The organism is Lentzea sp. NPDC004782 (assembly GCF_040609115.1).
GTDB lineage: Bacteria > Actinomycetota > Actinomycetes > Mycobacteriales > Pseudonocardiaceae > Lentzea.
This window is the reverse complement of the sequence record NZ_JBEXJN010000032.1, coordinates 88306-112070: the sequence shown is the minus strand read 5'-3', so window position 1 is coordinate 112070 and position 23765 is coordinate 88306. Positions and strand designations below refer to the sequence as shown.

23 protein-coding genes are annotated in these 23765 nt (G+C 68.9%); 16 read left to right on the top strand and 7 right to left on the bottom strand.

Annotated elements, in window-relative coordinates; all coding sequences use genetic code 11:
- Positions 1 to 3112, bottom strand: a 3112-nt coding sequence (locus ABZV40_RS28015; protein WP_355447698.1) for a BTAD domain-containing putative transcriptional regulator, incomplete at its 3' end; no start/stop codon positions are given.
- Complete coding sequence (locus ABZV40_RS28010) at positions 3085 to 3504, bottom strand: hypothetical protein (RefSeq protein WP_355447695.1); 420 nt, start codon at positions 3502 to 3504, stop codon at positions 3085 to 3087. The genes ABZV40_RS28015 and ABZV40_RS28010, both read right to left, overlap by 28 nt.
- Positions 3505 to 3809: 305 nt before the next feature.
- On the opposite strand from ABZV40_RS28010, the gene nrdR reads away from it, so the two are divergent.
- From nrdR to ABZV40_RS27995, 3 genes are all read left to right on the top strand, one after another.
- Positions 3810 to 4277, top strand: coding sequence for a transcriptional regulator NrdR (gene nrdR / locus ABZV40_RS28005; protein WP_053738461.1), 468 nt, complete (start codon positions 3810 to 3812; stop codon positions 4275 to 4277).
- A gap of 63 nt (positions 4278 to 4340) precedes the next feature.
- On the top strand, positions 4341 to 7160 hold the full coding sequence (locus tag ABZV40_RS28000; RefSeq protein ID WP_355447692.1) for a vitamin B12-dependent ribonucleotide reductase: 2820 nt from the start codon (positions 4341 to 4343) through the stop codon (positions 7158 to 7160).
- Positions 7161 to 7237: 77 nt separating this feature from the next.
- Positions 7238 to 7789 carry a hypothetical protein gene (locus tag ABZV40_RS27995; RefSeq protein ID WP_355447689.1) on the top strand — a complete coding sequence of 184 codons (552 nt, stop codon included), beginning with the start codon at positions 7238 to 7240 and terminating at the stop codon, positions 7787 to 7789.
- On the opposite strand, the gene ABZV40_RS27990 is transcribed toward ABZV40_RS27995, so the two are convergent.
- Positions 7764 to 8552: a LysR substrate-binding domain-containing protein gene (locus tag ABZV40_RS27990; protein ID WP_355447686.1), complete on the bottom strand. Its 789-nt coding sequence runs from the start codon at positions 8550 to 8552 to the stop codon at positions 7764 to 7766. The two genes, ABZV40_RS27995 and ABZV40_RS27990, sit on opposite strands and share 26 nt — an antisense overlap.
- Positions 8553 to 8622: 70 nt before the next feature.
- On the opposite strand from ABZV40_RS27990, the gene ABZV40_RS27985 reads away from it, so the two are divergent.
- Complete coding sequence (locus tag ABZV40_RS27985) at positions 8623 to 9300, top strand: SDR family oxidoreductase (protein ID WP_355447684.1); 678 nt, start codon at positions 8623 to 8625, stop codon at positions 9298 to 9300.
- Positions 9301 to 9333: 33 nt separating this feature from the next.
- Positions 9334 to 10215 carry an ADP-ribosylglycohydrolase family protein gene (locus ABZV40_RS27980; protein ID WP_355447681.1) on the top strand — a complete coding sequence of 294 codons (882 nt, stop codon included), beginning with the start codon at positions 9334 to 9336 and terminating at the stop codon, positions 10213 to 10215.
- Here the strand turns inward: ABZV40_RS27980 and ABZV40_RS27975 are convergent.
- The gene (locus ABZV40_RS27975) at positions 10212 to 10670 is read right to left on the bottom strand and encodes a CGNR zinc finger domain-containing protein (RefSeq protein ID WP_355447678.1); all 459 of its coding nucleotides are present in this window, start codon (positions 10668 to 10670) and stop codon (positions 10212 to 10214) included. The genes ABZV40_RS27980 and ABZV40_RS27975 overlap by 4 nt on opposite strands.
- Before the next feature lie 45 nt (positions 10671 to 10715).
- Here ABZV40_RS27975 and ABZV40_RS27970 point away from each other — a divergent pair, with 45 nt between their 5' ends.
- Genes ABZV40_RS27970 through ABZV40_RS27955 form a run of 4 tightly spaced genes read left to right on the top strand, consistent with a single transcriptional unit; the run spans position 10716 to position 15596 of the window.
- Positions 10716 to 11552 (top strand): alpha/beta hydrolase, encoded by an 837-nt coding sequence (locus tag ABZV40_RS27970; protein ID WP_355447677.1) that lies wholly within the window; start codon positions 10716 to 10718, stop codon positions 11550 to 11552.
- A 51-nt stretch (positions 11553 to 11603) separates the two neighbouring features.
- On the top strand, positions 11604 to 14090 hold the full coding sequence (locus ABZV40_RS27965) for a PEP/pyruvate-binding domain-containing protein (RefSeq protein WP_355447674.1): 2487 nt from the start codon (positions 11604 to 11606) through the stop codon (positions 14088 to 14090).
- Positions 14087 to 14929, top strand: coding sequence for a tetrahydrofolate dehydrogenase/cyclohydrolase catalytic domain-containing protein (locus ABZV40_RS27960; protein WP_355447710.1), 843 nt, complete (start codon positions 14087 to 14089; stop codon positions 14927 to 14929). The genes ABZV40_RS27965 and ABZV40_RS27960 overlap by 4 nt, the downstream gene beginning before the upstream one ends.
- Before the next feature lie 10 nt (positions 14930 to 14939).
- On the top strand, positions 14940 to 15596 hold the full coding sequence (locus ABZV40_RS27955) for an EcsC family protein (protein WP_355447672.1): 657 nt from the start codon (positions 14940 to 14942) through the stop codon (positions 15594 to 15596).
- On the opposite strand, the gene ABZV40_RS27950 is transcribed toward ABZV40_RS27955, so the two are convergent.
- On the bottom strand, positions 15593 to 16351 hold the full coding sequence (locus tag ABZV40_RS27950) for a DUF4239 domain-containing protein (RefSeq protein ID WP_355447670.1): 759 nt from the start codon (positions 16349 to 16351) through the stop codon (positions 15593 to 15595). The two genes, ABZV40_RS27955 and ABZV40_RS27950, sit on opposite strands and share 4 nt — an antisense overlap.
- A gap of 315 nt (positions 16352 to 16666) precedes the next feature.
- Here ABZV40_RS27950 and ABZV40_RS27945 point away from each other — a divergent pair, with 315 nt between their 5' ends.
- The 6 genes from ABZV40_RS27945 (at position 16667) to ABZV40_RS27920 (ending at position 21337) form a co-directional block, all read left to right on the top strand.
- A complete protein-coding gene (locus ABZV40_RS27945) occupies positions 16667 to 17623 on the top strand; it encodes a hypothetical protein (RefSeq protein WP_355447667.1) in 957 nt (318 codons plus the stop codon).
- Between the two features lie 187 nt (positions 17624 to 17810).
- A complete protein-coding gene (locus ABZV40_RS27940; protein WP_355447665.1) occupies positions 17811 to 17972 on the top strand; it encodes a hypothetical protein in 162 nt (53 codons plus the stop codon).
- 142 nt (positions 17973 to 18114) lie between these two features.
- Positions 18115 to 18543, top strand: a complete 429-nt coding sequence (locus ABZV40_RS27935; RefSeq protein WP_355447662.1) for a CBS domain-containing protein — start codon at positions 18115 to 18117, stop codon at positions 18541 to 18543.
- A gap of 415 nt (positions 18544 to 18958) precedes the next feature.
- Positions 18959 to 19729: a Tat pathway signal sequence domain protein gene (locus tag ABZV40_RS27930; RefSeq protein ID WP_355447659.1), complete on the top strand. Its 771-nt coding sequence runs from the start codon at positions 18959 to 18961 to the stop codon at positions 19727 to 19729.
- Positions 19729 to 20694 (top strand): DUF3500 domain-containing protein, encoded by a 966-nt coding sequence (locus ABZV40_RS27925; protein ID WP_355447656.1) that lies wholly within the window; start codon positions 19729 to 19731, stop codon positions 20692 to 20694. Before ABZV40_RS27930 ends, ABZV40_RS27925 begins: the two co-directional genes overlap by 1 nt.
- Positions 20672 to 21337, top strand: a complete 666-nt coding sequence (locus ABZV40_RS27920) for an endonuclease V (RefSeq protein ID WP_355447653.1) — start codon at positions 20672 to 20674, stop codon at positions 21335 to 21337. Before ABZV40_RS27925 ends, ABZV40_RS27920 begins: the two co-directional genes overlap by 23 nt.
- On the opposite strand, the gene lspA is transcribed toward ABZV40_RS27920, so the two are convergent.
- Both lspA and ABZV40_RS27910 read right to left on the bottom strand, forming a co-directional pair.
- Positions 21309 to 21794 carry a signal peptidase II gene (gene lspA, locus ABZV40_RS27915; RefSeq protein ID WP_355447651.1) on the bottom strand — a complete coding sequence of 162 codons (486 nt, stop codon included), beginning with the start codon at positions 21792 to 21794 and terminating at the stop codon, positions 21309 to 21311. The two genes, ABZV40_RS27920 and lspA, sit on opposite strands and share 29 nt — an antisense overlap.
- 89 nt (positions 21795 to 21883) lie before the next feature.
- On the bottom strand, positions 21884 to 23191 hold the full coding sequence (locus tag ABZV40_RS27910) for a 6-phospho-beta-glucosidase (protein WP_355447648.1): 1308 nt from the start codon (positions 23189 to 23191) through the stop codon (positions 21884 to 21886).
- A gap of 298 nt (positions 23192 to 23489) precedes the next feature.
- Here ABZV40_RS27910 and ABZV40_RS27905 point away from each other — a divergent pair, with 298 nt between their 5' ends.
- The gene (locus tag ABZV40_RS27905; protein WP_355447645.1) at positions 23490 to 23615 is read left to right on the top strand and encodes a hypothetical protein; all 126 of its coding nucleotides are present in this window, start codon (positions 23490 to 23492) and stop codon (positions 23613 to 23615) included.
- The last annotated feature ends 150 nt before the right edge of the window (positions 23616 to 23765 follow it).

The window sequence follows — 23765 nt, the reverse complement described above, 5'->3', positions numbered from 1 at the left end:
GGCCCCCACCCCCCCGGCCGGCGCCCCCGGGTTCTCCGGTTGTTCCCGGGGCCCCGCGGCCCCCCTTCCCCGACCGCGCGGTGAGGCCTTCCAGCATGCGCGTCGCGCGTGCGACGCCGGTGACGTGCCCGGTCTCGCGCCAGATGCGCAGGGCCTCCCGCGCCGCGTGTCCGGCCTGCGCCTGCGCACCGGAGGCCGACTCCACGGCGGCGACGGCGAGCAGCGCCTCCGCTTCCAGGAGCCGGAACCCGCCCGTTCGCGCCACGTCGAGAGCGGTGGTCGCGTGCGGCCGCGCCACCGCCGGATCGGCAGCGGCGAGGACGTGGGCGAGTGCGGCGGACGCTTCCGCCTCCAGTCCGCGCAGGCCGGACCGCGTCGCGATCTCCAACGCCCGCACCAGGTGTTCCCGTGCCGGCGTCGCACGGCCCAGTCCGATCAACGCCACGGCTTCCGCCTGCTTGTCACCGTCCTGCCGGGCGCACTCCAGCGCCTCGGCGGCGGTCCTGCGGGCGGTGTCGTGGTCGTCGCGGGCCAGGTGCACGGCGCACAGCCCGCTCAGCGCCGTCGCCTCACCGAAGCGGGATCCCTGCTCGCGGAACGACTCCAGCGCGAGCAGCAGCGTGTGCTCGGCGTCCGCGACATCGCCGAGCGCGAGCAGCACCGATCCCAGATCCGCCAGGTTGGCGGCTTCCCAGAAAGCGAGAGAGTTCTTGCGGCACAACCGAACCGACTCGTCGAGGCACTTCCTGGCCTCGGTCAGCCTGCCGAGCTGCCGGTAGTGACAGCTCAATGAGTTCAGCGCGTGGCTTTCGCCCGACGGGTTGCCCAGCTCGCGGAACAGCTCGATCGCGCGCAGGCTGTGCTCGACCGCCTCGGCGAGCCTGCCCGTCCAGTCCAGCATGGACCCGAGGTTCGACACCGCCGTCGCCTCGCACTCGCGCCAGCCGCACGTCCGGCTCGCCCGCGCCGCGTCCTCGGTGTGCGCGACACCGTCGGTGTGCCGTCCCTCGCGGAAGGCGGCGCCGCCCGTGGTCAGGTGCAGCAACGCTTCCGCGGCGTGCGCCTCGTGCCGCCGGGCCGCGGGCAACAGCACCGTCGCGAGCTCAAGCCACTCGGCACGTCTGCCGTGGTCGTGGAAGAACCGCCGCACCGCGTCGGCGAGATACCAGACCTGCGGGCGCGGCCCGGTCACCGCGGCCCGCCGCAAGGCGGCGACCAGGTTGGGCGCCTCGACGTCCAGCCACGCCACGGCTTCCGCGCTGTTCGCGAACCGCACAGGGCTCTCGGCCGGTTCGTCGTCGCGCGGGAGGGACACGACCCGCTTGCCCAGTTGCGCCACCGCCGCGTCGGCGGCCGCCAGATAGCCGGAGAACAACCTCTCCCACGCCGGCGTGGCCTCTTCCGCGTCAGAGCGTTCCTCCGCGTAGCGGCGCACCAGGTCGTGGAACCGGTAGCGGCCGGGTGCATGCGCCTCGACCAGGTTCGCGGCGCTCAGACCGCGCAGCAGCCGGGTCGCCACACCGGCCCCGGCGTCGAGCAGCGCGGCTGCGTCGTGCGGCGTGAAGTCCGGCCCGGGCACGACCCCGAGCAGCCGGAACAGCCGCTGCTGATCGGCGGGAAGTGCTTGGTAGGACACGGAGAACGCCGTGGCGACCGCGCTGCGCTCCGCCCCGTCGAAGGCGAGCAGCGGGTCGGCGCGCAGCTCCGCGACCGCTGATCCGATGCTGGTGCCCACGCCCGCCGCGGCGATGCGCAACGCCAGCGGGTGGTGGCCGCAGACCTCGGCCAGGTCGGCCGCGGCGGTGGGTTCGGCGGCGACGCGGTCCGCACCGAGCGCCGAGACGAGCAGTGCGCGCGAGTCCTGTGCGGGGAGCTGCGCCAGGGTGATCGTGCGGGCGCCGGTGCGGGCGACCAGGTCGCTCAGCCGGTGCCTGCTGGTCACCAGCACGCGTCCGGACGACGGCAGGAGCGGCAGCACCTGGGCGGCGTCACGTGCGTTGTCCAGCACCACCAAAGCCTTCCGATCGGCCAGCAGTGACCGGAAAAGTCCACTTTGGTCGTCCGATTCGGACGGTGTGGCACCGAGCGCGCGCAGCAGCTGCGCCAGTGCGGCGGCCGGGCTGAGCGGTTCGTCGTCGGCGTCGAACCCGCGCAGGTTCACGTACAGCTGCCCGTCGGGGTAGCGGTCGCGGGCGGCATGTGCCCACTGCACGGCGAGCGCGGTCTTCCCGACGCCCGCGGTGCCGGTGATGAGCCACACGCCGTCCTCGCCGTCCTCCAGCGCCGCAAGCTCAGCGGCACGACCCGCGAAACCCCTTGCGGCAAAAGGGAGTTCGGCCGGTCGCACCTCGGTGAACGTCCGGGCGGGAGCCTGTTCCCCGCCGCGCAGGACGTGCAGCTGCGCGTCCCGCAACGCCTGTCCAGGCTCGAGGCCGAGCTCGGACGCCAGCAGCTCGTGGCCCTGGGAGTACACCTCCAGCGCCTCGGCGGTCCGTCCGCACCGGTGCAGCGCGAGCATCAGCGCGGCGCGCGGCCGTTCGCGGTACGGGTGCTCGTCGACGAGCTTGCGCAGACCGCCGGCCGCTTCCGCGTGGTGGCCCTCGGCGAGCTGGAGCTCGTGCAGCTCCTCGGCGATCGCGAGCCGTCGCTCGACCAGCGCGGGGCGTTCCAGCTCGGCCAGCTCGTCGCTCACGCCGTCCAGCGGCGTGCCCGTCCACAACGCGAGCGCCTCGCGCAGCCGCGCGATGGCGGCCTCGCCGGTGAGCGTCCTGGCCTGGGCGACGGCGTCGTCGACCACGTCGAGGTCGCGTGAGCCCGGCGCGACCTCGATCGAGTAGCCGGACGCGCTGCGCGTGATCACCTCGGCGCCGAGCAGTTTGCGCAGGTCGGACACGTGCACCTGCAACCGTCCGCGGGCGCTGCGCGGCGCCTGCTCACCCCAGGTCAGGTCGATCAGCCGGTCCTCCGGCACGACCCGGCACGGGCTGAGCAGCAGCGCCGCCAGCACCGACGCCTGCTTCGGGCCGGCCGGGCGCACGGGTCTGGCCGGCCCGAGGACCGTGACCGGTCCGAGCAGGAGATATTTCAGCGCAGGTCCCTCTCCGCCGTGCATTTCACGCCGCTGCTGTCGGAGAACCGCACCTCCACCCAGGCACGCCCCGAGCGCGGCGCGTCCGTGCCGTTGACGGGCACCTCGCCGACCTCGTCCGACTTCAGGCCGGACTTCGACCGCGTGAGCAGAGTGGTCTGCATGGCTCCCTCGCGGTGCATCACCCGGACGCGCATCGCACCGGTGTCGGCGATGTACGGGCCCGCCGCGCCTCTGCCCGTCTTCAGCCGGTACTCCGCGCCGATGTCGTAGCTCAGCGTGAACCTGCCGCTGAAGTCACCCTCCGTGCACGTGGCCGTCACCGACGACGTGGCGGCCTGCGCCGCCGGTGCCAGTGCGCTGCTCGCGGCCACCAGCAGGGCCGCCAGCCCGGCCCTCTTCGCCCCAGACCCCAAGAAGATCTCCTCTGGTCGTTGCGCCACTAGAGTGACGCCTCACAAAAATACGACGTGCGCGTCGCCTCGGAGGTTGCGCGACGGTCACGTGCCGACGTCGGTGCGTAGTAGTCGCAGTTCATCTCGGATTCCTCCATCCGAGTGTCGGCCGACACGCCGTGTCGAGTTGCAACCTCTTGCGTGGCGATCTAGGTTCTACCCCTACATCTAGTGGTTACACCGTTGTAAGTAGTCCACAGGTTGTGGGTAACCCGACCAGTGTGGCTGCTGTGACGGGTGCTGCGCTGGGGAAGGGGTGAGTTGGCGTGCGGTGTCCGTTCTGCCGCCATTCGGACTCGCGGGTGGTGGACTCCCGTGAGGTCGACGAGGGTCAGGTGATCCGTCGTCGTCGCTCCTGCAACAGCTGCAGCCGCAGGTTCACCACGGTCGAAGAAGCGGTTCTCGCCGTGGTCAAGCGCTCCGGGGTGACGGAGCCCTTCAGCCGCGACAAGGTGGTCGTCGGTGTGCGCAGGGCGTGCCAGGGCCGCCCGGTCGACGAGGACGCGTTCCAGCAGCTCGCCCAGCGAGTGGAAGAGTCGATCCGGTCGACGGGATGTGCGGAAATCCCGAGTCACGAGGTGGGCCTCGCCATTCTCGGCCCCCTGCGCGAGCTCGACGAGGTCGCCTATCTGCGCTTCGCGAGCGTCTACAGGTCCTTCTCGTCCGTCGAGGACTTCGAGAAGGAAATCCTTGATCTTCGCACTGCCCGGGCCGAAGCGGCTCAAGAGCAGTGATCCGCGCGCACGAGCGCGCGCCCACATCATCTTTTCCAAGCACCAGCACGAGGGAGATCCACCGTGACCGAGACCGTCGGCGGCTCAGCGAAGAAGACAGCCGCACGGGCGGCTGCCAAGCCTGCCGCGCTGAAGGTCCAGCGCGTCTACACCACCGAAGGCCGCCACCCCTACGACGAGGTCACCTGGGAGCGCCGCGACGTCGTCATGACGAACTGGCGCGACGGCTCGGTGAACTTCGAGCAGCGCGGTGTCGAGTTCCCCGACTTCTGGTCGGTGAACGCCACCAACATCGTCACCAGCAAGTACTTCCGCGGTGCGGTGGGCAGTGACAAGCGCGAGCAGTCGCTGCGCCAGCTGATCGACCGCGTGGTGAAGACCTACGTGGGCGCGGGCAAGGAACACGGCTACTTCGCAGGCGACGCGGACGCCGAGATCTTCGAGCACGAGCTCACCTACATGCTTCTGCACCAGGTGTTCAGCTTCAACTCGCCGGTGTGGTTCAACGTCGGCACGTCGTCGCCGCAGCAGGTCAGCGCGTGCTTCATCCTCGCGGTCGACGACACGATGGAGTCGATCCTGAACTGGTACCGCGAGGAGGGCCTGATCTTCAAGGGCGGCTCCGGTGCCGGCCTGAACCTCTCGCGCATCCGTTCGTCCAAGGAGCTGCTGTCCTCCGGCGGCACCGCGTCCGGCCCGGTGTCGTTCATGCGCGGCGCCGACGCGTCCGCGGGAACCATCAAGTCCGGTGGCGCCACCCGTCGTGCCGCGAAGATGGTCGTGCTCGACGTCGACCACCCGGACGTCGAGGAGTTCATCGAGACCAAGGCGCGCGAGGAGGACAAGATCCGCGCGCTGCGCGACGCCGGGTTCGACATGGACCTCGGCGGCGCGGACATCGTGTCGGTGCAGTACCAGAACGCGAACAACTCGATCCGCGTGTCGGACGAGTTCATGCACGCCTACGAGAGCGGCTCGGACTTCGGCCTGCGCGCCCGCCAGACCGGTGAGGTCATCGAGCGCGTCGACGCCAAGACGCTGTTCGGCAAGCTCGCGAAGGCCGCGTGGGAGTGCGCCGACCCCGGCATCCAGTACGACGACACGATCAACGACTGGCACACCTGCCCGGAGTCGGGCCGCATCACCGCGTCCAACCCGTGCTCGGAGTACATGCACCTGGACAACTCCAGCTGCAACCTCGCGTCGCTGAACCTGCTCAAGTTCCTCGGTGACGACGGCAAGTTCGACGCCGTCACGTTCGCCAAGGCCGTCGAGCTGATCATCACCGCGATGGACATCTCGATCTGCTTCGCGGACTTCCCGACCGAGCCGATCGCGGACACCACCCGCAAGTTCCGCCAGCTCGGCATCGGCTACGCCAACCTCGGCGCGCTGCTGATGGCGACCGGCCACGCGTACGACTCCGAGGGCGGCCGCGCGCTCGCCGCGACCATCACGTCGTTGATGACCGGTGTGTCGTACCGCCGTTCCGCGGAGCTCGCGGGCATCGTCGGCCCGTACGAGGGCTACAAGCGCAACGAGACCGCGCACCAGCGCGTCATGCGCAAGCACGCCGCCGCCAACGACCTGATCCGCACCTACCACGCGAACGACTCGTCGGTGCACAAGGTCGCGACCGAGGCGTGGCAGCAGGCGCTGGAGATCGGCGCGAAGAACGGCTGGCGCAACGCCCAGGCGTCCGTGCTGGCCCCCACCGGCACCATCGGCCTGATGATGGACTGCGACACCACCGGTATCGAGCCGGACCTGGCCCTGGTCAAGTTCAAGAAGCTCGTCGGCGGCGGCTCGATGCAGATCGTCAACCAGACCGTGCCGCGCGCCCTGAAGGCGCTGGGCTACCAGGAAGAGCAGATCGAGGCGATCGTCGAGTACATCGGCGAGCACGGCCACGTCGTCGACGCGCCGGGCCTGCGCCGCGAGCACTACGAGGTCTTCGACTGCGCGATGGGCGAGCGTTCCATCGCACCGATGGGCCACGTGCGGATGATGGCGGCCACGCAGCCGTTCCTGTCCGGCGCGATCTCCAAGACGGTCAACATGCCGGAGACGGCGACCGTCGAGGACGTCGAGGAGATCTACTACCAGGGCTGGAAGCTCGGCCTGAAGGCGCTCGCGATCTACCGCGACAACTGCAAGGTCGGCCAGCCGCTGTCGGCCGGCAAGTCCGCGAAGGCTTCCGAGGAGAAGAAGGCGGACACGGTCGTCGAGTACCGCCCGGTCCGCAAGCGCCTGCCGAAGAAGCGCCCGTCGCAGACCGTGTCGTTCACCGTCGGTGGTGCCGAGGGCTACCTGACCGCCGGTTCCTACCCGGACAACGGCCTCGGCGAGGTCTTCGTCAAGCTCGGCAAGCAGGGCTCGACGCTGGCCGGTGTGATGGACGCGTTCTCGATGTCCATCTCGGTGGGCCTGCAGTACGGCATCCCGCTGGAGTTCTACGTCTCGAAGTTCCAGAACCTGCGCTTCGAGCCGGCGGGCATGACCGACGACCCGGACGTCCGGATCGCGACCTCGGTGCTGGACTACCTGTTCCGCCGCCTGGCGCTGGACTACCTGCCGTACGACAAGCGCGCGCAGCTCGGCATCTTCACCGCCGACGAGCGTTCCGCACAGGTGGCCAGCGACTACGGCACGCCGGCGTCGTCCGAAGTGGACCTCGAAGGCCTGCGCGGTTCGGTGGAGGCGGCTCCGGCTCAGGTCGAGACCGCCGCGCCGAAGCAGGTCGGCAGCTCGACCGAGCTGCTGGAACTGCACCTGGGCAAGGCCGCCGACGCGCCGCTGTGCATGACCTGCGGCACGAAGATGCGTCCGGCCGGGTCCTGCTACCTGTGCGAGGGCTGCGGCAGCACGTCCGGCTGCAGCTGATCTGAAGTGACGGATGGGCGGTCCCGCGGGGGACCGCCCATCCGGCGTCAGACCCACCGGGTGATAGAACAACGCAAATGCGCTCGTTCGACGACTTACGCGGTTACCTGCTCGGCCAGCTGAACGCGGCTGTCCGGCGCCCCGGCATGTACGGCGGCGAGCCGGTGATCCTCACCCTGCTCGACGCGCTGGCGTTCGCCGACGACCGCACGGACCGCTGGCAGACCGAGCTCGACGCCCTCGTCGCGCGCGGGGCGGCCAACGCGGCGATGGTGAGCGGTGCGGTGCACGAGGTGCTCGGTCACCGCAGCGAGGACGTCATGGCCTCGGTGTACGCGGATCTCGCGCATCGGCAGGGCTGGCTGTCGCTCGACGCGGACAGCCGGATTCCCGGTGTGCTGAGCGAACAGGACTGCGTGCTCGACGACGTGATCTCCGAGTACGGCGAGCCGCCGTTGTGGCTGGGCGGCACCAACCCGAAGTACTCGAAGACGCTCGGTTATCCGGACCGGTCCGGATCGCTGGTGTTCTTCCACTTCATGCCGGAGCTGCGGTTGATGGCGACGCGGCGCGGGGACGGCGGGTTCCGCGACAGCTTCGTCTTCACCCCTGCCGGGCAATCTCGCTGAACTCCGCGATGAGCGGCGTGTGCCGGTGCTCGGCCCACGCCAGCGCGACCTCGTTCGGCGCGATGTCCTCGATCGGCACGTGCACCAGGTCGTCGCGCGAGTAGAACACCGCGGTCGACAACGGCAGGATCGCCACCCCGCCGTGCATCGCCACGTGCTCCAGCTTCTCCTCCACGGACCGGAACCCCGGCGGGTCGGTGTGCTGCACGCGCCGCTCGCCGGACAGGTCCGCCTCCAGCACGCTTTCCTTGCCTGCCAGCCGATGCGTCGCCGGCACCACCGCCACCCGCGGCTCGGTGAACAACGGGACGCAGCACAACCCGTCCAGAGCGACCGGCAGCCGCACGTAGCTCACGTCCACGCGGCCGTCGTGGATCACCTCGACCTGGTCCTCCCACGTCGTGCGCAGGACGTCGACCCGCAGGCCGGGATGCCGCGACGCCAGCACGCGCACCGCCGGCGTCACGATCAGGCCCGGCATGAACCCGATCGTGAACGTGTCCGCCGCGCCGACCCGCCGCAGCAACGCCGAAGCCTGTGCCAGCAACGGGCGTGCGTCGGCCAGCAGCTGCGTGCCGGCCGGTGTCAGCGTGGTGCCCTTCGAGGACCGCTCGAACAGCCGCACCTTCAGCTCCGCCTCGAACGCGCGGATCTGCCGCGACAGCACGGGCTGCGCGATGTGCAACGCCTCGGCCGCGCGGCCGAAGCCGAGGTGCTCCGCGACCGCCACGAAGTACCGCAGCTTCCGCAGGTCCAGGTCCATACCTCCAGGGTATGGCAGACGACCGGACAGGTCTTGGACCGCGCACCCCTCCCGCGAGCACGCTGACACCATGAAATCCACACTGGACGGACAACAGGTCGCGGTCCTCGGCGGCTCCTCGGGAATCGGCCTCGCCACGGCCCGGGCAGCACGGGACGCGGGCGCTGACGTCACGATCGTCTCGCGCACACCACAGTCCCAGCCCGGCATCGCAACACGGGCGGCCGACCTGACCGACCCCGGGGCCGTCGCGGAGACGTTCCGCGCGCTCGGCGAGATCGACCACCTCGTCTACACCGCGGGGGAGCCGCTGGAGCTGATGGAGATCAGCGCGCTCGACCGGGACCGCGCCCGAACGTTCTTCGGTCTCAGGTACTTCAGCGTGCTCGACGCGGTGAAAGCCGCGCACGTCACCACCTCCATCACGCTGACCACGGGCATCGCGAAGGACCGGCCGGGACCGGGCTGGGCGGTCGCGGCGAGCATCTGCGGCGCGGTCGAGGCGCTGACCAAGGCCCTGGCCGTCGAGCTCGCGCCGGTGCGGGTCAACGCGGTCAGTCCCGGCGTGGTGCGCAGCCCGTTGTGGGGACCGGACGCCGAGCAGCTCTACGCCGACGTCGGCAGGACGCTGCCTCTGGGGCGGGTCGGCGAGGTCGGGGAGATCGCGCACGCGTACCTGTACCTGATGACGCAGCCGTGGACCGCGGGCACGATCCTCACGGTCGACGGCGGCACCGTGATCGCCTGAAATCCGCCGCGCGGCAAGGTAAAGTCGCACGTGATGCGCATAGTTCTGCATGCACGTGCGCGCCTTGACCTCGCATACCGCTCGCTCGACGGGCTCTCCGTCGGCGACGCTCTGGGCGCACAGTTCTTCATGGTCGGCCGCTCGCTGTCCGACCTCGTGGCCGGCGAGCCGCCACGAGGGCCCTGGGAGTGGACCGACGACACCGAAATGGCCTGCAACCTCGTCGCCGAGCTCCGTGACCACGGCGACGTCGATCCCGACCGGCTCGCGGCGACGTTCGCCGACCGCTGCGAGCCCTATCGCGGTTACGGCGCAGGGGCTTTCACCATCCTGCGCAAGATCCGGCAGGGCACGCCGTGGAAAGAGGCGGCCGCGAGCGCGTTCGACGGCCAGGGCTCGTGCGGCAACGGGGCCGCGATGCGGATCGCGCCGCTCGGCGCGTACTTCGCCGACAAGCCGGAAACACTGACGGTGAAAGCGATCCAGGCCAGCGAGGTCACCCACCAGCACCCGGAGGGCATCGCGGGCGGGGTGGCCGTGGCGCACGCCGCGGCCATCGCGGCGAGAGCGCGCCTGACGGGCACGGAGCAGGATCTCCTCGGCGGCGTACTCGACCACCTCGACGGGAACTCGTTCGTGCGCAAGGGGATCGCGAAGGCGCGCAAGATCACCGACGCCGATGAGGCCGCGTACGTCCTCGGCAACGGTTCCCGCGTGACGGCCCAGGACACCGTCCCGTTCACGCTCTGGGTCGCGGCGCACCACCTCGGGGACTACCGTGCGGCCATCACGACCTGTGTGCGGGCCGGGGGAGACGTCGACACCACCGCCGCGATCGTGGGCGGCATCGTCGCCGCGCCACCGCCGGAGTGGGTCGCCGAACGCGAAGCCCTCCCGGACTGGGCGCTGCGCTAGTCCTTGTGCCGCTGGTAGTACCGCGCCACCCGCACCCGGTTCCCGCACGTCGCGGGATCACACCACCGGCGCCGCGGGTGCGCGGGCACGAACAGCAGCCGGCATCCCGGTGCCTCGCACGTCTTCACCTTCCGCGCGGCCGGTGACGCCAGCAGTTCCGCCGCCGCGTCCGCCAGCAGCGCGAGCCCCCGCGCGACCTCGTCGCCTTCCCGTTCTCGCGTGACCTCCACGGCACCGGACCACGTCAGCACCTCGAACGACGGGGCGCCGCGCAGAGCGGCGTTCAACGGCGCCAGGTCCGGCTCCAGGCCGTCCCGCACCGCGAGCACCGCCGCCCCGACGTGGCCGCGCAGGTCCCTGAACGCCTCCGACCAGGGCAAACCCTGCGACGACAGCCACTCGTCCAAGCGGTCGTCCTCGGACGTCAGCGTGTTGACGAAGTCGATCGCGAGCACAAACTAACTGTACATCATTGTACTTACCCATTAGCCTAATGCGTCATGACGACAAAGAGGCATGTGACACGACACCGGTTCGCCGACGTCGACGGCATCAAGGTCTTCTACCGGGAGGCCGGCGACCCGGACGCGCCCAAGCTCCTGCTGCTGCACGGGTTTCCGTCCGCCTCGCACCAGTACGCGCGGCTCATCGAGGAGCTCAAGGGCGACTTCCACATCGTCGCGCCCGACAACCCCGGTTCCGGCCACAGCGACGCACCCGAGCGGCCCTACACGTTCGACTTCCTCGCCGACACGCTCGAGAAGTTGCTGGAGGCCATCGGGTTCACGGGCTTCCGGATGTACGTCTTCGACTTCGGCGCCCCGGTCGGCTTCCGCGTCGCCACCCGCCACCCCGAGTGGATCAAGGGCTTGATCGTGCAGAACGGCAACGCCTACGAGGACGGCCTGTCGGACCTCGCCCGCGGTTTCATCGCCAACCGCGACCCGCAGGCCGCCCGCGACATGCTCGCGCTGGAGTACACCAAGTTCGGCTACCTGGAAGGCGCACGCGACCCCGAGACGATCTCGCCCGACACGTGGACGCTGGACCAGCACTACCTCGACCTGCGCCCGGAACCGCAGATCGACCTCTTCCTCGACTACCACTCCAACGTGGCCAGGTACCCGGAATGGCAGGCGTACCTGCGCGAGCACCAGCCGCCGACGTTGATCGCGTGGGGCAAGGGCGACCCGTTCTTCATCGAGCCCGGCGCGAAGGCGTACCTGCGCGACCTGCCCGGCGCGCGGCTGCACCTGCTGAACACCGGGCACTTCGCGCTGGAAGAGGATCTGGCCGAGATCGCGGCTCTGATCAGGGACTTCGCTCCGACCGTGTGATTTATTCATCACGTGTTGAGTTTTTGGCCGGACGCTCGTAGCCTCAGCGTCATGGACGACTACTGCGTGGACTTCGGGGCCATCGACGGCACCATGCTCGCGACCGTGGGCGGCAAAGCTGCCAACCTCGGCGAGCTCACGAAGGCCGGTCTGCCCGTGCCGCAGGGCTTCTGCGTCACGACGGACGCCTACCGCGTCGTCGCGGAGGCAGATGAGCTCGCGAGCACCACGCCGGAGAACGCCCGCCGGACGTTGCTCGAAACCCCTGTGCCGCAGGAGATCCGGGACGCGATCGTCATCGCGTATCGCGAGCTCGGTGACGGCGTCCCGGTCGCGGTGCGTTCCAGTGCCACGGCCGAGGACCTGCCGTTCGCGAGCTTCGCGGGCCAGCAGGACACTTTCCTCAACGTCGTCGGTGAGGACGCGGTGGTCGACGCGGTGCGCCGGTGCTGGGCGTCGCTGTGGACCGATCGCGCGGTCAGCTACCGCGAGACGAACGGCATCGACCACACCACCACGTACCTCGCCGTCGTGGTGCAACGGATGGTGCAGTCCGCGGTCTCGGGCGTGATGTTCACCGCGAACCCGGTCACCGGCAAGCGCGACCAGATCGTCATCGACGCGAGCCCCGGTCTCGGCGAGGCGGTGGTGTCGGGCGCGGTCAACCCGGACCACTTCGTCGTCGACGGCGGTGAGATCGTGGAAAAGCGGCTGGGGGACAAGAGGTTCCTGATCCGCTCGCTGCCCGGCGGCGGAACCGAGCACGTCGAGGCCGGCGAGAACGAGGAGCCGTGCCTGGCCGACGGACAGATCCACGCGCTCGCCGTCCTCGGCCGCAAGGTGCAGGCGCACTACGGCTCGCCGCAGGACACCGAGTGGGCGATCGACGCCGACGGCGAGCTGCACCTCACCCAGGCGCGCCCGATCACGACGCTGTTCCCGTTGCCGGACAACCCCGACGGCGGCGCGCACGTCTACTTCTGCTTCAGCCTCGCGCAGGGACTCGAACGCCCGATCACGCCGATGGGCCGCGCGGCGTTCCGCGAGATCGCCAGGTCCGCCTTCGAGATCGTGATCGGCGACCCGGCGAGTCAGTCCTATGTGGAGAGCGGCGAGCGCATCTTCTTCGACTTCACCAAGGTTCTGCAGAGCCGGGTCGGCCGCGAGGTCGTGACGCGGCTGCTCGGCGTGATGGAGGCGCGCTCGTCCGAGGTGTTGCGCAGCCTGTTCGACGATCCGCGGTTCGCCATCAGGAACTCGTCTGCGACGCCCGCGCTCAAGCGCGTGCTGCGGCTCGCGCGCCGCTTCAGCCTGCCGGTCACGGCAGTGAAAGCCCTGGTGAACCCGGAGAAGGCGGTGCGCAACGCGTTGCTCATGGAGCGCGAGGTCCTGGAGAGGTCGGCGGCCCTGCCCGTCGAGCAGGCGCTGCGCCGGTGCGTCGTTCCGATGCTGCCCCGGCTCGCGCCGACCGCCCTGGTGGGCTTCGCGATGCTCGGCCTCGTCGGCAAGGTCGTGAAGGTGCGGCCGGGCGAGCTCCAGACCGTGCTGCGCGGCCTGCCGAACAACATCACCACCGAGATGGACATGGCGATGTGGGACCTCGCGCAGGAGATCCGTCGTGATCCCGTAGCGCTGCAACAGTTCCAGAACGGCGAACGCCCCGCGGCCCTCGACCGGTTCCTCGCGAAGTGGGGGCACCGGGCCGTCGCGGAGATCGACCTCGGCCTGCCGCGGTGGTCCGACGACCCGACGCACGTCATCGGCGTCGTGCGGAACTTCCTGCGCGTGGAGGACGAGAACGCCGCACCGGACGTGGTTTTCGCCCGTGGAGCCGCCGAGGCCGAAGCGATGATCGAAACCCTGGCCCGCCGGGCCTGGGGCCGGGGCTGGTTCGTGCGTTTCGCGTTGCGCCGCACCAGGTTGCTCGCCGGTCTGCGGGAGTACCCGAAGTACCTGGTCATCACGCTGTTCGGTGCCCTGCGGAAGCGGGTGTCCGAGATCGGCGCCCAGCTCGCCGCGGACGGTCGCCTCGACGCGGCGGAGGACGTGTTCTTCCTGGACTTCGAGGAAATGCGCTCCCTGCAAGGAGAGTTGCGGGCGATCGTGGCGGAGCGGCGCGAGGTCTACGACCGCGAGATGCGGCGGCGGCACATCCCGCGCGTGCTGCTGTCGGACGGCACGGAACCCGAAGCCGTGCACCACGGCACCCCGGCCGAGGGTGACCTCGTGGGCACACCGGCGTCGGCGGGCACCGTCACGGGGATCGCGCGGGTCGTGATGGACCCGGTCGGCGCGCACCTCGAACCCGGCGAGATCCTGGTGGCGCCGTCGACGGATCCGGGCTGGACACCGTTGTTCCTGACGGCGGGCGGCCTGGTGATGGAGATGGGCGGGGCGAACTCGCACGGCGCGGTGGTGGCGCGCGAGTACGGCATTCCGGCGGTGGTCGGCGTGCGGGAGGCCGTGACGCGCATCAGGACCGGCGAACGCATCACCGTGGACGGCAGCACGGGCGCGGTCATTACAATCGACGACTGATGACGAATCTGATGCCGGGAACCGAACTCGCGCGCGACATCGTGCGGCAGGCGTCCGAAAAGGCCGCCGACTACACCAAGCACACGGGTCGCAGGCCGTGCCTCGCCACCGTGCTCGTCGGCGACGACCCCGCGTCGGTCACCTACGTGCGGATGAAGCAGAACCGGTGCCACAAGGCGGGAATCGAGTCCCGCCACGTGGCCCTCCCGGAGGAGACCACGACCGGCGAGCTCGTGGCGAAGATCCGCGAGCTGTCGGACGACCCGGCGGTGCACGGCATCCTGCTGCAACACCCCGTGCCGCACCACATCGACGAGCGGGCGGCGTTCGAGGCGATCGCGCCGCACAAGGACGTCGACGGCGTGACCATGCACTCGTTCGCCGGAATGTCCTTCGGCTACAACGAGTTCGTCTCCTGCACTCCCGGCGGCATCGTCCGCCTGCTGGACGCGTACGACGTGGAGATCGCGGGCAGGCACGCGGTCGTGATCGGGCGCAGCCCGATCCTCGGCAAGCCCGCCGCCATGCTGCTGCTGGCCCGCGACGCCACGGTCACGATCTGCCACTCCAAGACCGCTGACCTCGCGGACATCGTGCGCACGGCGGACATCGTGGTCGCCGCCGTCGGCAAGCCGCGGTTCGTCCAGGGCGACTGGATCAAGCCGGGCGCGGTCGTGATCGACGCAGGCTACAACGAGGGCAACGTCGGTGACGTCGACTTCGCCGCGTGCGCCCACGCGGGCCTGATAACACCCGTGCCAGGGGGAGTGGGTCCCACGACGATCGCGGTACTGCTGGAACAGACCGTTGACGCCGCGTGGCGCCACCTGGACGCGTAATGTCGGGTTCGTGGCTGAGTCCAAAGGTGAGCTGAACAAGGTCCAGCAGGGCATCGCCGACTACTTGCTGCGCGCCGGTGTGGACGGGTTCGGCCCGTTCAAGAGCGCCCGCGAGGCCGCGTCCGACGCGCTGGTCAAGAAGGGCGGCGAGACCGACGCGATCAAGCACCTGATCCGCACCCACGTGGCGCTGGCCGGTGCGCAGGGCTTCATCACGAACCTCGGCGGCCTGATCACGCTGCCGATCTCGTTGCCCTCCAACGTCGCGGCCGCTTACGTGATCCAGACGCACCTCATCGCGTCCATCGCGTCGTTGCGCGGCCACGACGTGGACAGCGAAGAGGTGCAGACGGCGATCCTGCTGTGTCTGCTCGGCAACGCCGGAACCGAGCTGTTCAAGAAAGTCGGCATCAAGCAGTTCACCAAGAAGGCCGCGTCGGCACTCATCACAAAATACGGTACAAAGAAAATCGGCACCCTCGCGGCGAAGGGTGTTCCGGTGCTGGGCGGCGTCATCGGTGGTGGCGTCGACGCCGCCTCTACCAGAGCGGTCGGCGCATTCGCAAATCGCTACTTCGCCAGCGCGGACCCATTGCCGAAGGTCATCGACGGCGAGGTGTTGTCCGTGGAGATCGAAGATGCGGACGGAATGACCGATTCGCGCTAGCTCAGCCGGTCCAGTGCGGCGCTGAACGCGTCCGGCGGGACGTGCGCACCCCCGCTGAACGGGTTCTGCAGCTGGTAGATGGCGAACAGCAGCAGAACCAGCGTCGAGCTCAGCGTGATCGTGACCAGCAGCTGCGAGATCAGGTTCGGCCCGCCGAACAGGTACGGGAACAGCAACGACAGCGCGGTGCCGATCAGCAGCGCGAGCCACACGACCGGGTTGACCCCGTTGCCCGCCGCGTCCAGCCGCTCCTGCCTGGCCTGGTAGACCTGCCACAACTGGTTCGCGGCCTCGGTCTTGCGGTCCTGCTGCCAGTCACCGTCCGGTGCCGCCGCCGCGATCGTGTCCCTGAGCTGGTTCAACGTGGTCCAGCCCTGGTTGCCGACGCTCTCGCCCTCGCGCATGCGCGGCCACTCGTCGTCCACGACGGTGGCGACGTAGTCCCTGATCAGCTGTTCGACCTTGGACTTCGCGGGGTCGGGCAGCGAGTCGGACGCCCAGTCGACGGCGACGAGCGCGTTGGCCTCCTTCTGCACCTGGTCCCCGGCGTTGTTGGCCGCGTCGAACAGCGAGATGAGGATGAACGCGACCAGTACGGCGTGCAGGCCCGCGACGATGCTGAACACCGAGCCGCCGGCACCGAGGTTCTTCTCGCCGACCTCCTCCGAGCCGAATCGCCGAGTGATGACGACGATGATGGACGAGACGGCGGCCGCACCGAGAACCCAGAGCAGGCCGGAGACGTAAATACTCAATTCGGCTCCTTTCTGGTGTGCGATTAGACCACGGTCTACTGTGACCGGTACAGCACGGTCTGGTGAACGAGCAATGGTCAGGTGGAAATGCGCGGCAACAGCAGAGATACCCGGTTGTCGTATTGGACTGCGCCGTCCCGGTGGCGGCACGATTTGCTCGTGTTGAGCGCCGTCTCGTCTCTGCTGGTGCTTTCCGTGCCGTTCACCAGCGCTGGCGCCCAGGCCGCACCGCCGAACTGTGACGCATTTCAAGTTCGTTCATCCGATCGGGGCGCACTGTCGATGTTCACAAAACTGGACGTTTCATCCGGTGGGGTGACGGAGATAGCTCGGCTGGACTACGCGGTGAACGCGCTGGGGTACTCCGCCGCGCTGGGCCGACTGGTTGGACTCACCTCCAAGGGGCACGCCTGGTGGAAGAACCCGTCGCACGTCGTCCTGATCGACCAGAAGGGCGCGGTCAGCGACCTCGGACCCGTTGACACCCACTGGTTCCCCGCGGACGACGTGTCCGCGGGAACGGTCGTCGGCACCACGTTCTACGTGCGCGACAACGCCCGCCTGCACGCGATCGACATCGACCCTGCCAGCGCCTCCTACCTCAAGATCGTGCGCACCGTCGTGCTGGACTGGCCCGCCCTCGCGCTCGACGACTTCACCGCCGACCCGGCCGGCGGGCTGACCGGCGTGTCGGCCGCGGGCCACGGCCCCGGCGAGGTCGTGTCGTTCGACCCGGTGACCGGGCGTGTGCTGAGCCGCAGGGAGATCAAGGACCTGCCCGGCAAGACCACCTACGGCGCCGTGGTGATCAACTCCACGGGCACGGTCTTCGCCGTCAACAACGGTTATCAGGGCCGAAGCCGCGTCTACCGGATCACCGGCACCACTGCGGTCGAACTGTCGGCGGGCCCGCAGCAGGGCATGATCGACGCGGCGGGCTGCCTGCCGAACCCGATGCCGCCGCGCATCGAGCCGCCCGCGCCCCGCCCCGAGGTGCCGCCTCCGCCGCCCGCACCGAAACCGGCGCCTCCTCCCGCACGGACTCCGGCTCCGGTGGTTCCGCCGCCGCCCGTGACGACCACCGCGCCACCGCCGTCCGTGCGGCCGCAGCCCGTCCCGGTGCGCGTCGCGCGCCAGAAACCCCAGCCAGTCAAGAAGATCGCGGTCCAGGCCGAGTCCACGCCGCTGACGAAGTCCCGCAAGTGGGCGATGGCCACGATCGTCCTCGTGATGCTGGGCGCCGGCGCGGCCGCTGCCCGAGCTCGCCGATAAATCGGTTGGCGTGATCCGGCGGCGTCGCTACCGTTGCGGCATGTTCTTCATCTGATGAAGCTCCGCAGCGCTCTCGACGCTGCCCTCATGACTCCGCTGTCGCCTAGGTGACCCTATCTGCGGGTCCTTCTCCCACGGCCGTGTTGCGCCGTGTCCTTGCACGCCCTCTTCGTGAGGAGGCTTTGGCATGCCTGCCACCACCCCGCCCGATCCGTCCAACCGCGCTGCGCGCCGCGCGCAGAAGCGGGGCAAGACCGACCAGAACGCGCACTTCCCGCTGCCGCAGCAGCGAGTGCCGATGGTCCAGCCGCGCCAGTTCGCGACCCGTCGCCGCGGAGGAACCGCGTAGCGACGCCGAACCAGGCGCGACGCCGCAGGGGACGCATTCACCCGAATGCGTCCCCTGCTCCCTTCGTGGCTTCGATCTCCCGTTCTGTCCGGATCCGATCTAGCCTGAGGTGCTACCGGACCGACAGGATCGGAGGCGCCAGATGAGGATCGCTGACGTTTTGCGGACCAAGGGATCTGCGGTCGCGACGATCGACCCGGACGTACCGATCACCGAACTGCTCAGAGCCCTGGCCGAACACAACGTCGGCGCGATCGTGGTCGTCGGCCCGTCGGGCGTCGAGGGGATCGTGTCCGAACGCGACGTCGTGCGCCGCCTGCACGAATCGGGCGCTGACCTGCTGTCCGCACCCGTGTCGGCGATCATGACCGCCGACGTCTTCACCTGCTCCCCGTCGGACACAGTGGACAGCCTCACGGTCGTCATGACCGAGCGGCGCTTCCGTCACGTACCCGTGATGTCCGACGGACAGCTGGTCGGCATCGTCAGCATCGGCGACGTCGTGAAGAGCCGGATCGGGCAGCTGGAGCAGTCGCAGGACCAGCTGCAGGCCTACATCGTCCAGGGCTGACCGCCTGCCCGCTGACGCTTGATCGGGTGAATCCCGCCCAGGGACTTCGCCGCTCGCGGACCTCGCCGAGGCGCGCACCACGTTGCCGCCTCGGCGACCGCAACTGATATATCGGTTTATCAACCCCTGCTGACCAGCACCTTGGCAATGACTCTTTGGACTTCGTCGTCAAAAGACTCATTGCCAAAAGGGGATTCACGTTCAGTGCGTCTGTCGGCGCCGGGCCCGCACCGGCGCCACCGGACTCGATCACCCCCTTGAGCGCGGCGACGAGACGTCAGCCGGATGATCGAGGTCGACCCGCCGCTGAAGATTGACTCTTGGGTCAGTCGATGATGTGATCACGCCCGCACCCCTGAGGTGGTGCAGACCTTTTCCCTAAATCCGCCGCCATGGATGTTGGGGAGGAACGGGCGTGGAGATCTCTCGGCGTTCGGCGTTGATCGGCGGAGCGGTGGCTGTTCCGCTGCTCGCGGCTGGTTCGGGTTTCGCGCAGGCGGCCGGCTGGAAGCTCAGGTGGAGCCCGCAGGCGAACAAGGACGGGCTCGGCGCCTTCGAGGGTGTCGAGGACGACCGGGCGGGGTCGCATCCGGGTACGAAGCACATCTACGTGTCGGGCAACGACTACCGGTTCGACATGCACACCCGCGACCGCGACACGTCGACCGACCGGCAGCGTAACGAGGTCCGCGGCATGAAAGCGGACGGGCAGAACCTCGTGATCGACAACGGTGAGACGTGGAAGTGGACCTACTCCATGTTCATCCCGAGCTCGTTGAAGTCGACGACGTCGTTCACCCACATCATGCAGACGAAGATGCCCGGCCTCGGGTCCGCGCCCGTGACGGTGATGTCACTGCGCCGCACCGGTGGTGTGCAGAAGATCGAGTTCAAGGTCACCGAGGGCAACGTCCTCGTCGGCGACGTCGACCTCGAACCGCTGCACAACAAGTGGATCGACACCGAGGTGGAGATCAAAGTCGGCAACGGCACGGGGCGCGTCCGCTGGGTCGTGCGCGAGGGCGGCCGCACGGTGGTCGACGCGACGAAGAACAACGTCGACACGTGGCTCGACGACCGGCTGCGCCCCAAGTGGGGCATCTACCGCTCGCTCGGCGACACCTCGGGTTCGCTGCAGAACTGCTACCTGCTGCTCCGCAACCTCAAGGCATATAAGTTCGAATGATGCTGCACGACGTCGCCGACGCCACGCACCAATATATTAGTTTGCTCGACGGTGACCAGCGCGAACACGGCATTCGCGCGGTCACCGACGACGACCTGAGGCACCGCTGGGCGTACACACCCGGTGCACGACCTGGCCTCGTGCTCGGTGAGCTCCGGCGTGACCAGCGCAAGGCCGTCCACGGGATGCTGGCCACCGTCCTCAGCCCACACGCCTACGCGCAGGCCGCGGCGGTGATGGCGTTGGAGGACGTCCTCGACCACCGTGAGGGCGGGCACCGCGACCGGCACAGCGGCGACTTCTGGACGGTGCTCTTCGGCACGCCCGGCGGCGACGAACCGTGGGGGTGGCGGGTCGAGGGTCACCACCTGTCCGTGAACGTCGTCGTCGCCGACGGCCGCGTCTCGGCGACACCGTTCTTCCTCGGCGCCAACCCGGCCCGCGTCACCTACCGCGGCCGCGTCGTCGGCCAGCCGTTGCGGCTCGAAGAAGAACTCGCCCGCGAACTGCTCGACCGCATGGGCCCGACCGCGCGGCGCCTGGCCGTCGTGTCGGACACCGCGCCGCACGACATCCGCAGCGGCAACTCTCCGCGCGTCAACCCGTCCGAACCCGTCGGTGTGACGCCGGCGCAACTCGGCAAGCCGGCCGGAGAGCTGCTCGTCGACATCGTCCGCTTCTACCTCGACCGCCTCGCGTTCGAGCTCGCCGACGACGAGTTCGAACGCATCGACCTCGAACGCCTGCACTTCTCGTGGGAGGGTTCACTGCGCCGCGGCGAGGGCCACTACTACCGCGTCCAGGGTCCGGAACTGCTCATCGAGTACGACAACACGGCCAACGAGGCCAACCACGTCCACACCGTCTGGCGCCGTCATTCGGGTGACTTCGGCGACGACCTCCTCGCCTCGCACTACGAGGCGTCACGGCACACTGTCGGCCGTGGAGTGGCCCAGAACGGTTGATCTCAGTATCGACGCCGCCGTCGCGCTGCAAGAACGCCTGCGCACTCAAGTGATCACGGTCAGCGCCCCTGACCTGCGTGTGGACACCGTCGCGGGCCTCGACGTCGGCTACCGCAGCAATGACACAGTTGCGGGCGTCTGCGTGGTGTTCGATGCAAAGACGCTGGCCGTCCTGGACGAGGTGGTCGTCGAAGGGACGACGGACTTCCCATATGTCGCCGGGCTCTTCGCGTTCCGCGAGATGCCGGTGCTGCTGCGGGCGCTCGATCAGGTGACAGTCACCCCGGACCTGTTGGTCGCGGACGGTCAGGGCCTCGCGCACCCGCGCCGGTTCGGTCTGGCGTGCCATCTCGGCGTGCACACCGGCATTCCCAGCATCGGCGTCGCGAAGAACGCGATGGGCGCGTTCGACCCGCCCGGCCACGTCCGCGGGTCGACGAGCGACCTCGTCATGGACGGCGAGGTCGTCGGCAGGGCGTTGCGGACGCAGGACGGCGTGAAGCCGGTCTTCGTGTCGATCGGCCACAAGATCGACCTGGACCGGGCGTGTGCCGAGGTGCTGCGTCTCGCTCCGCGCTACCGCCTGCCCGAGACCACCCGTCGCGCGGACGCGCTCACGAGGCGGGTTGCTTCGTCGGGCTGAAGCTCAGCAGCACGAGCAGGATCGCGCCGCAGACCAGCGCGATGTCCGCGACGTTGCCGACGAACCAGCCGTTGTAGTCGATGAAGTCGACGACGTGCCCGCGCGCGAAGCCCGGCGGCCGGAACAGCCGGTCGAGCAGGTGCGTCGTCGCGCCGCCCAGCATCATCGCGAGCGCGGACGCCCGGAGCTTGGTCTGCGGCTGCAGTCCGTACCGTGCGAGCAGCACGACCGCGACAGCCGCCACGATGGTGAAGACCCACGTCGACCCCGCGCCGATCGAGAACGCGGCGCCGGGGTTGTAGAGGAGCCTGAGCTGCAGGAACTCCCCGAGGATCGGAATGGGCGCGCGACCGGTCAGCGCGCTTTCGGCCCAGAACTTCGTGGCCTGGTCCAGCAGCAGCACGAACACGGCGATGCCCATCACGAGCGGCACGCGGCGAGAGGTGGTGGTGTCCATTTGCGGACGAGCGTAGTTAAGGACGATGCCGCTCGGCATCAGACCCCGCAATCAAACCGCGCGGCGCCGCGGTCTCGGCAAGGCACAGGTCAACGTGGGCGGAATGTCCCAGACAGGAGCGGGTGGGTGTCGACGATCTTCCGGGCGACGGTGACGCTGTCGACGAGGGGATGCAGCGCCAGCGCTTTCACCGCATGTGCGCGCTCGCCGCTGATAGCGGCCTGGATGGTGGCGCGCTCGACGACCTTGAGCGCGGTGACGAGTCCGACGCCTTCGTCCGGCACCTGGCTGACCGCGACTGGCCGCGCGCCGTTGGCGTCGACGAGGCTGGGTACCTCGACGATGGCATCGGCGTCCACACATGACAACGTGGTCTTGTTCGGCACGTTGAGGATCAGGGTCGTGCGTTTGTCGGACGCGATCGCGTGCATCAGTTTCAGCGCGACCTGTTCGTAGCCACCGCCGTCGAGGTCGTTCGTGTCGCGTTCGTCGTCGCGTGTCTCGGCCATGTAGGTCTGCTCGCGTTCGAGGCGGGTTCGCTCCCAGCTCTCCAGCGAAGGTGCCGCGTAGAACTGCTTCTGCTGCTCCCGCAGAAACGCCCCGCGTGACGCACCGGACTCCACCGCCTCGCGCGTGAAGTAGTAGTAATGCAGGTACTCGTTCGGGATGGCGCCCAACGTCCGCAGCCACTCCGCCCCGAAGAGTTTGCCCTCCTCGAACGACTCCAGCCGCTCGGTGTCCGCGAGCAGTTCCGGTAGCACATCGCGTCCGTGCACGTGAACACCGCGCAGCCAGCCGAGGTGGTTGAGCCCGGCGTAGTCGAGCCACGCGTCCTCGAGATCGGCACCGACTGCGCGCGCCACCCGGCGACCGAGCCCGACGGGCGAGTCGCAGATGCCGATGACGCGGTTGCCGAGGTACGCCGACATCGCCTCGGTGACCATGCCGGCCGGGTTCGTGAAGTTGATGACCCACGCCTCCGGCGCGTGAACCGATATACGGCGTGCGATGTCGAGCGCGACAGGCACGGTACGCAGACCGTATGCAACGCCACCCGCGCCGACGGTCTCCTGCCCGAGCACTCCGCAGCCCGCCGCGACGCTCTCGTCGGCCGCACGTCCGTCGAGGCCGCCGACCCGGATCGCGGAGAACACGAAGCCGGCCCCGCGAAGCGCCTCATCGAGGTCCGTCGACGCTGTCACCGATACGGCATTGGAACCCGTATCCGACATATCAGCCGCGAGCTCGGCGAGGACGCCGCGGACCGCCGCGAGCCGCGTGGTGTCGAGGTCGTGCAGCACGACCTCGGTGACGCGGCCGGGCGACCGATCGGCGAGCAACGCGCGGTACACCAGCGGTACGCGGAAGCCTCCGCCGCCCAGGATGACCAGCTTCATGCGCTCCCCATGTCCACTTCGGTCACGTCCATTCCGGCCTCCTGCAATCGTGCTGGTCCTGGGCGTGTTGGTGTCGTTGTTCCTGTTCTACTAGATGACCGTAATGGCGACCAATGCCACGAAGGACATCATCGAGTTGCCGCCCGGCGGCGAGCCGCTCGCAACGTCGGCAAGGTGTTCGACGCGATCGATTTCTTCGGGTCGATGCTGAACGCCGAGTTGGCGGTGATCAACGCGTTCGGCATCTGCTGGACCCGCCAGTGCGTCGCCGCTCGTCGTCCTGGCCGAATCGGACCAGGTGACGCTGCAGGTCGCGGTGGGTCGGCTCAACGCGCACAACACGGACTACGCCGTACCGATCGTCTTCCTCGTCGGCGTACGCAATTTCATCGAGGATCTCGCAAAGGGTGCCGTGCGCGCCTGATCTGTGATACAAAGAATGGCTTTGTATTTTCGGGATGAATTTTCCGGGAAGACAGATCTATTGTATCACAGGGGGCAAGGTGTTGGCGAGCGAACAGGCACGAATCACCTCTCTGTATGAAAAGCTCGACCAGGAACGGAACAAAGCGGC

Coding starts and splice junctions, on each gene's coding strand:
- ABZV40_RS27995 (WP_355447689.1), top strand. CDS start 7,238: ATGCGCTCGTTCGACGACTTACGCGGTTACCTGCTCGGCCAGCTGAAC.
- ABZV40_RS27990 (WP_355447686.1), bottom strand. CDS start 8,552: ATGGACCTGGACCTGCGGAAGCTGCGGTACTTCGTGGCGGTCGCGGAG.
- ABZV40_RS27985 (WP_355447684.1), top strand. CDS start 8,623: ATGAAATCCACACTGGACGGACAACAGGTCGCGGTCCTCGGCGGCTCC.
- ABZV40_RS27980 (WP_355447681.1), top strand. CDS start 9,334: ATGCGCATAGTTCTGCATGCACGTGCGCGCCTTGACCTCGCATACCGC.
- ABZV40_RS27970 (WP_355447677.1), top strand. CDS start 10,716: ATGACGACAAAGAGGCATGTGACACGACACCGGTTCGCCGACGTCGAC.
- ABZV40_RS27965 (WP_355447674.1), top strand. CDS start 11,604: ATGGACGACTACTGCGTGGACTTCGGGGCCATCGACGGCACCATGCTC.
- ABZV40_RS27940 (WP_355447665.1), top strand. CDS start 17,811: ATGCCTGCCACCACCCCGCCCGATCCGTCCAACCGCGCTGCGCGCCGC.
- ABZV40_RS27935 (WP_355447662.1), top strand. CDS start 18,115: ATGAGGATCGCTGACGTTTTGCGGACCAAGGGATCTGCGGTCGCGACG.
- ABZV40_RS27925 (WP_355447656.1), top strand. CDS start 19,729: ATGCTGCACGACGTCGCCGACGCCACGCACCAATATATTAGTTTGCTC.
- lspA (WP_355447651.1), bottom strand. CDS start 21,794: ATGGACACCACCACCTCTCGCCGCGTGCCGCTCGTGATGGGCATCGCC.
- ABZV40_RS27910 (WP_355447648.1), bottom strand. CDS start 23,191: ATGAAGCTGGTCATCCTGGGCGGCGGAGGCTTCCGCGTACCGCTGGTG.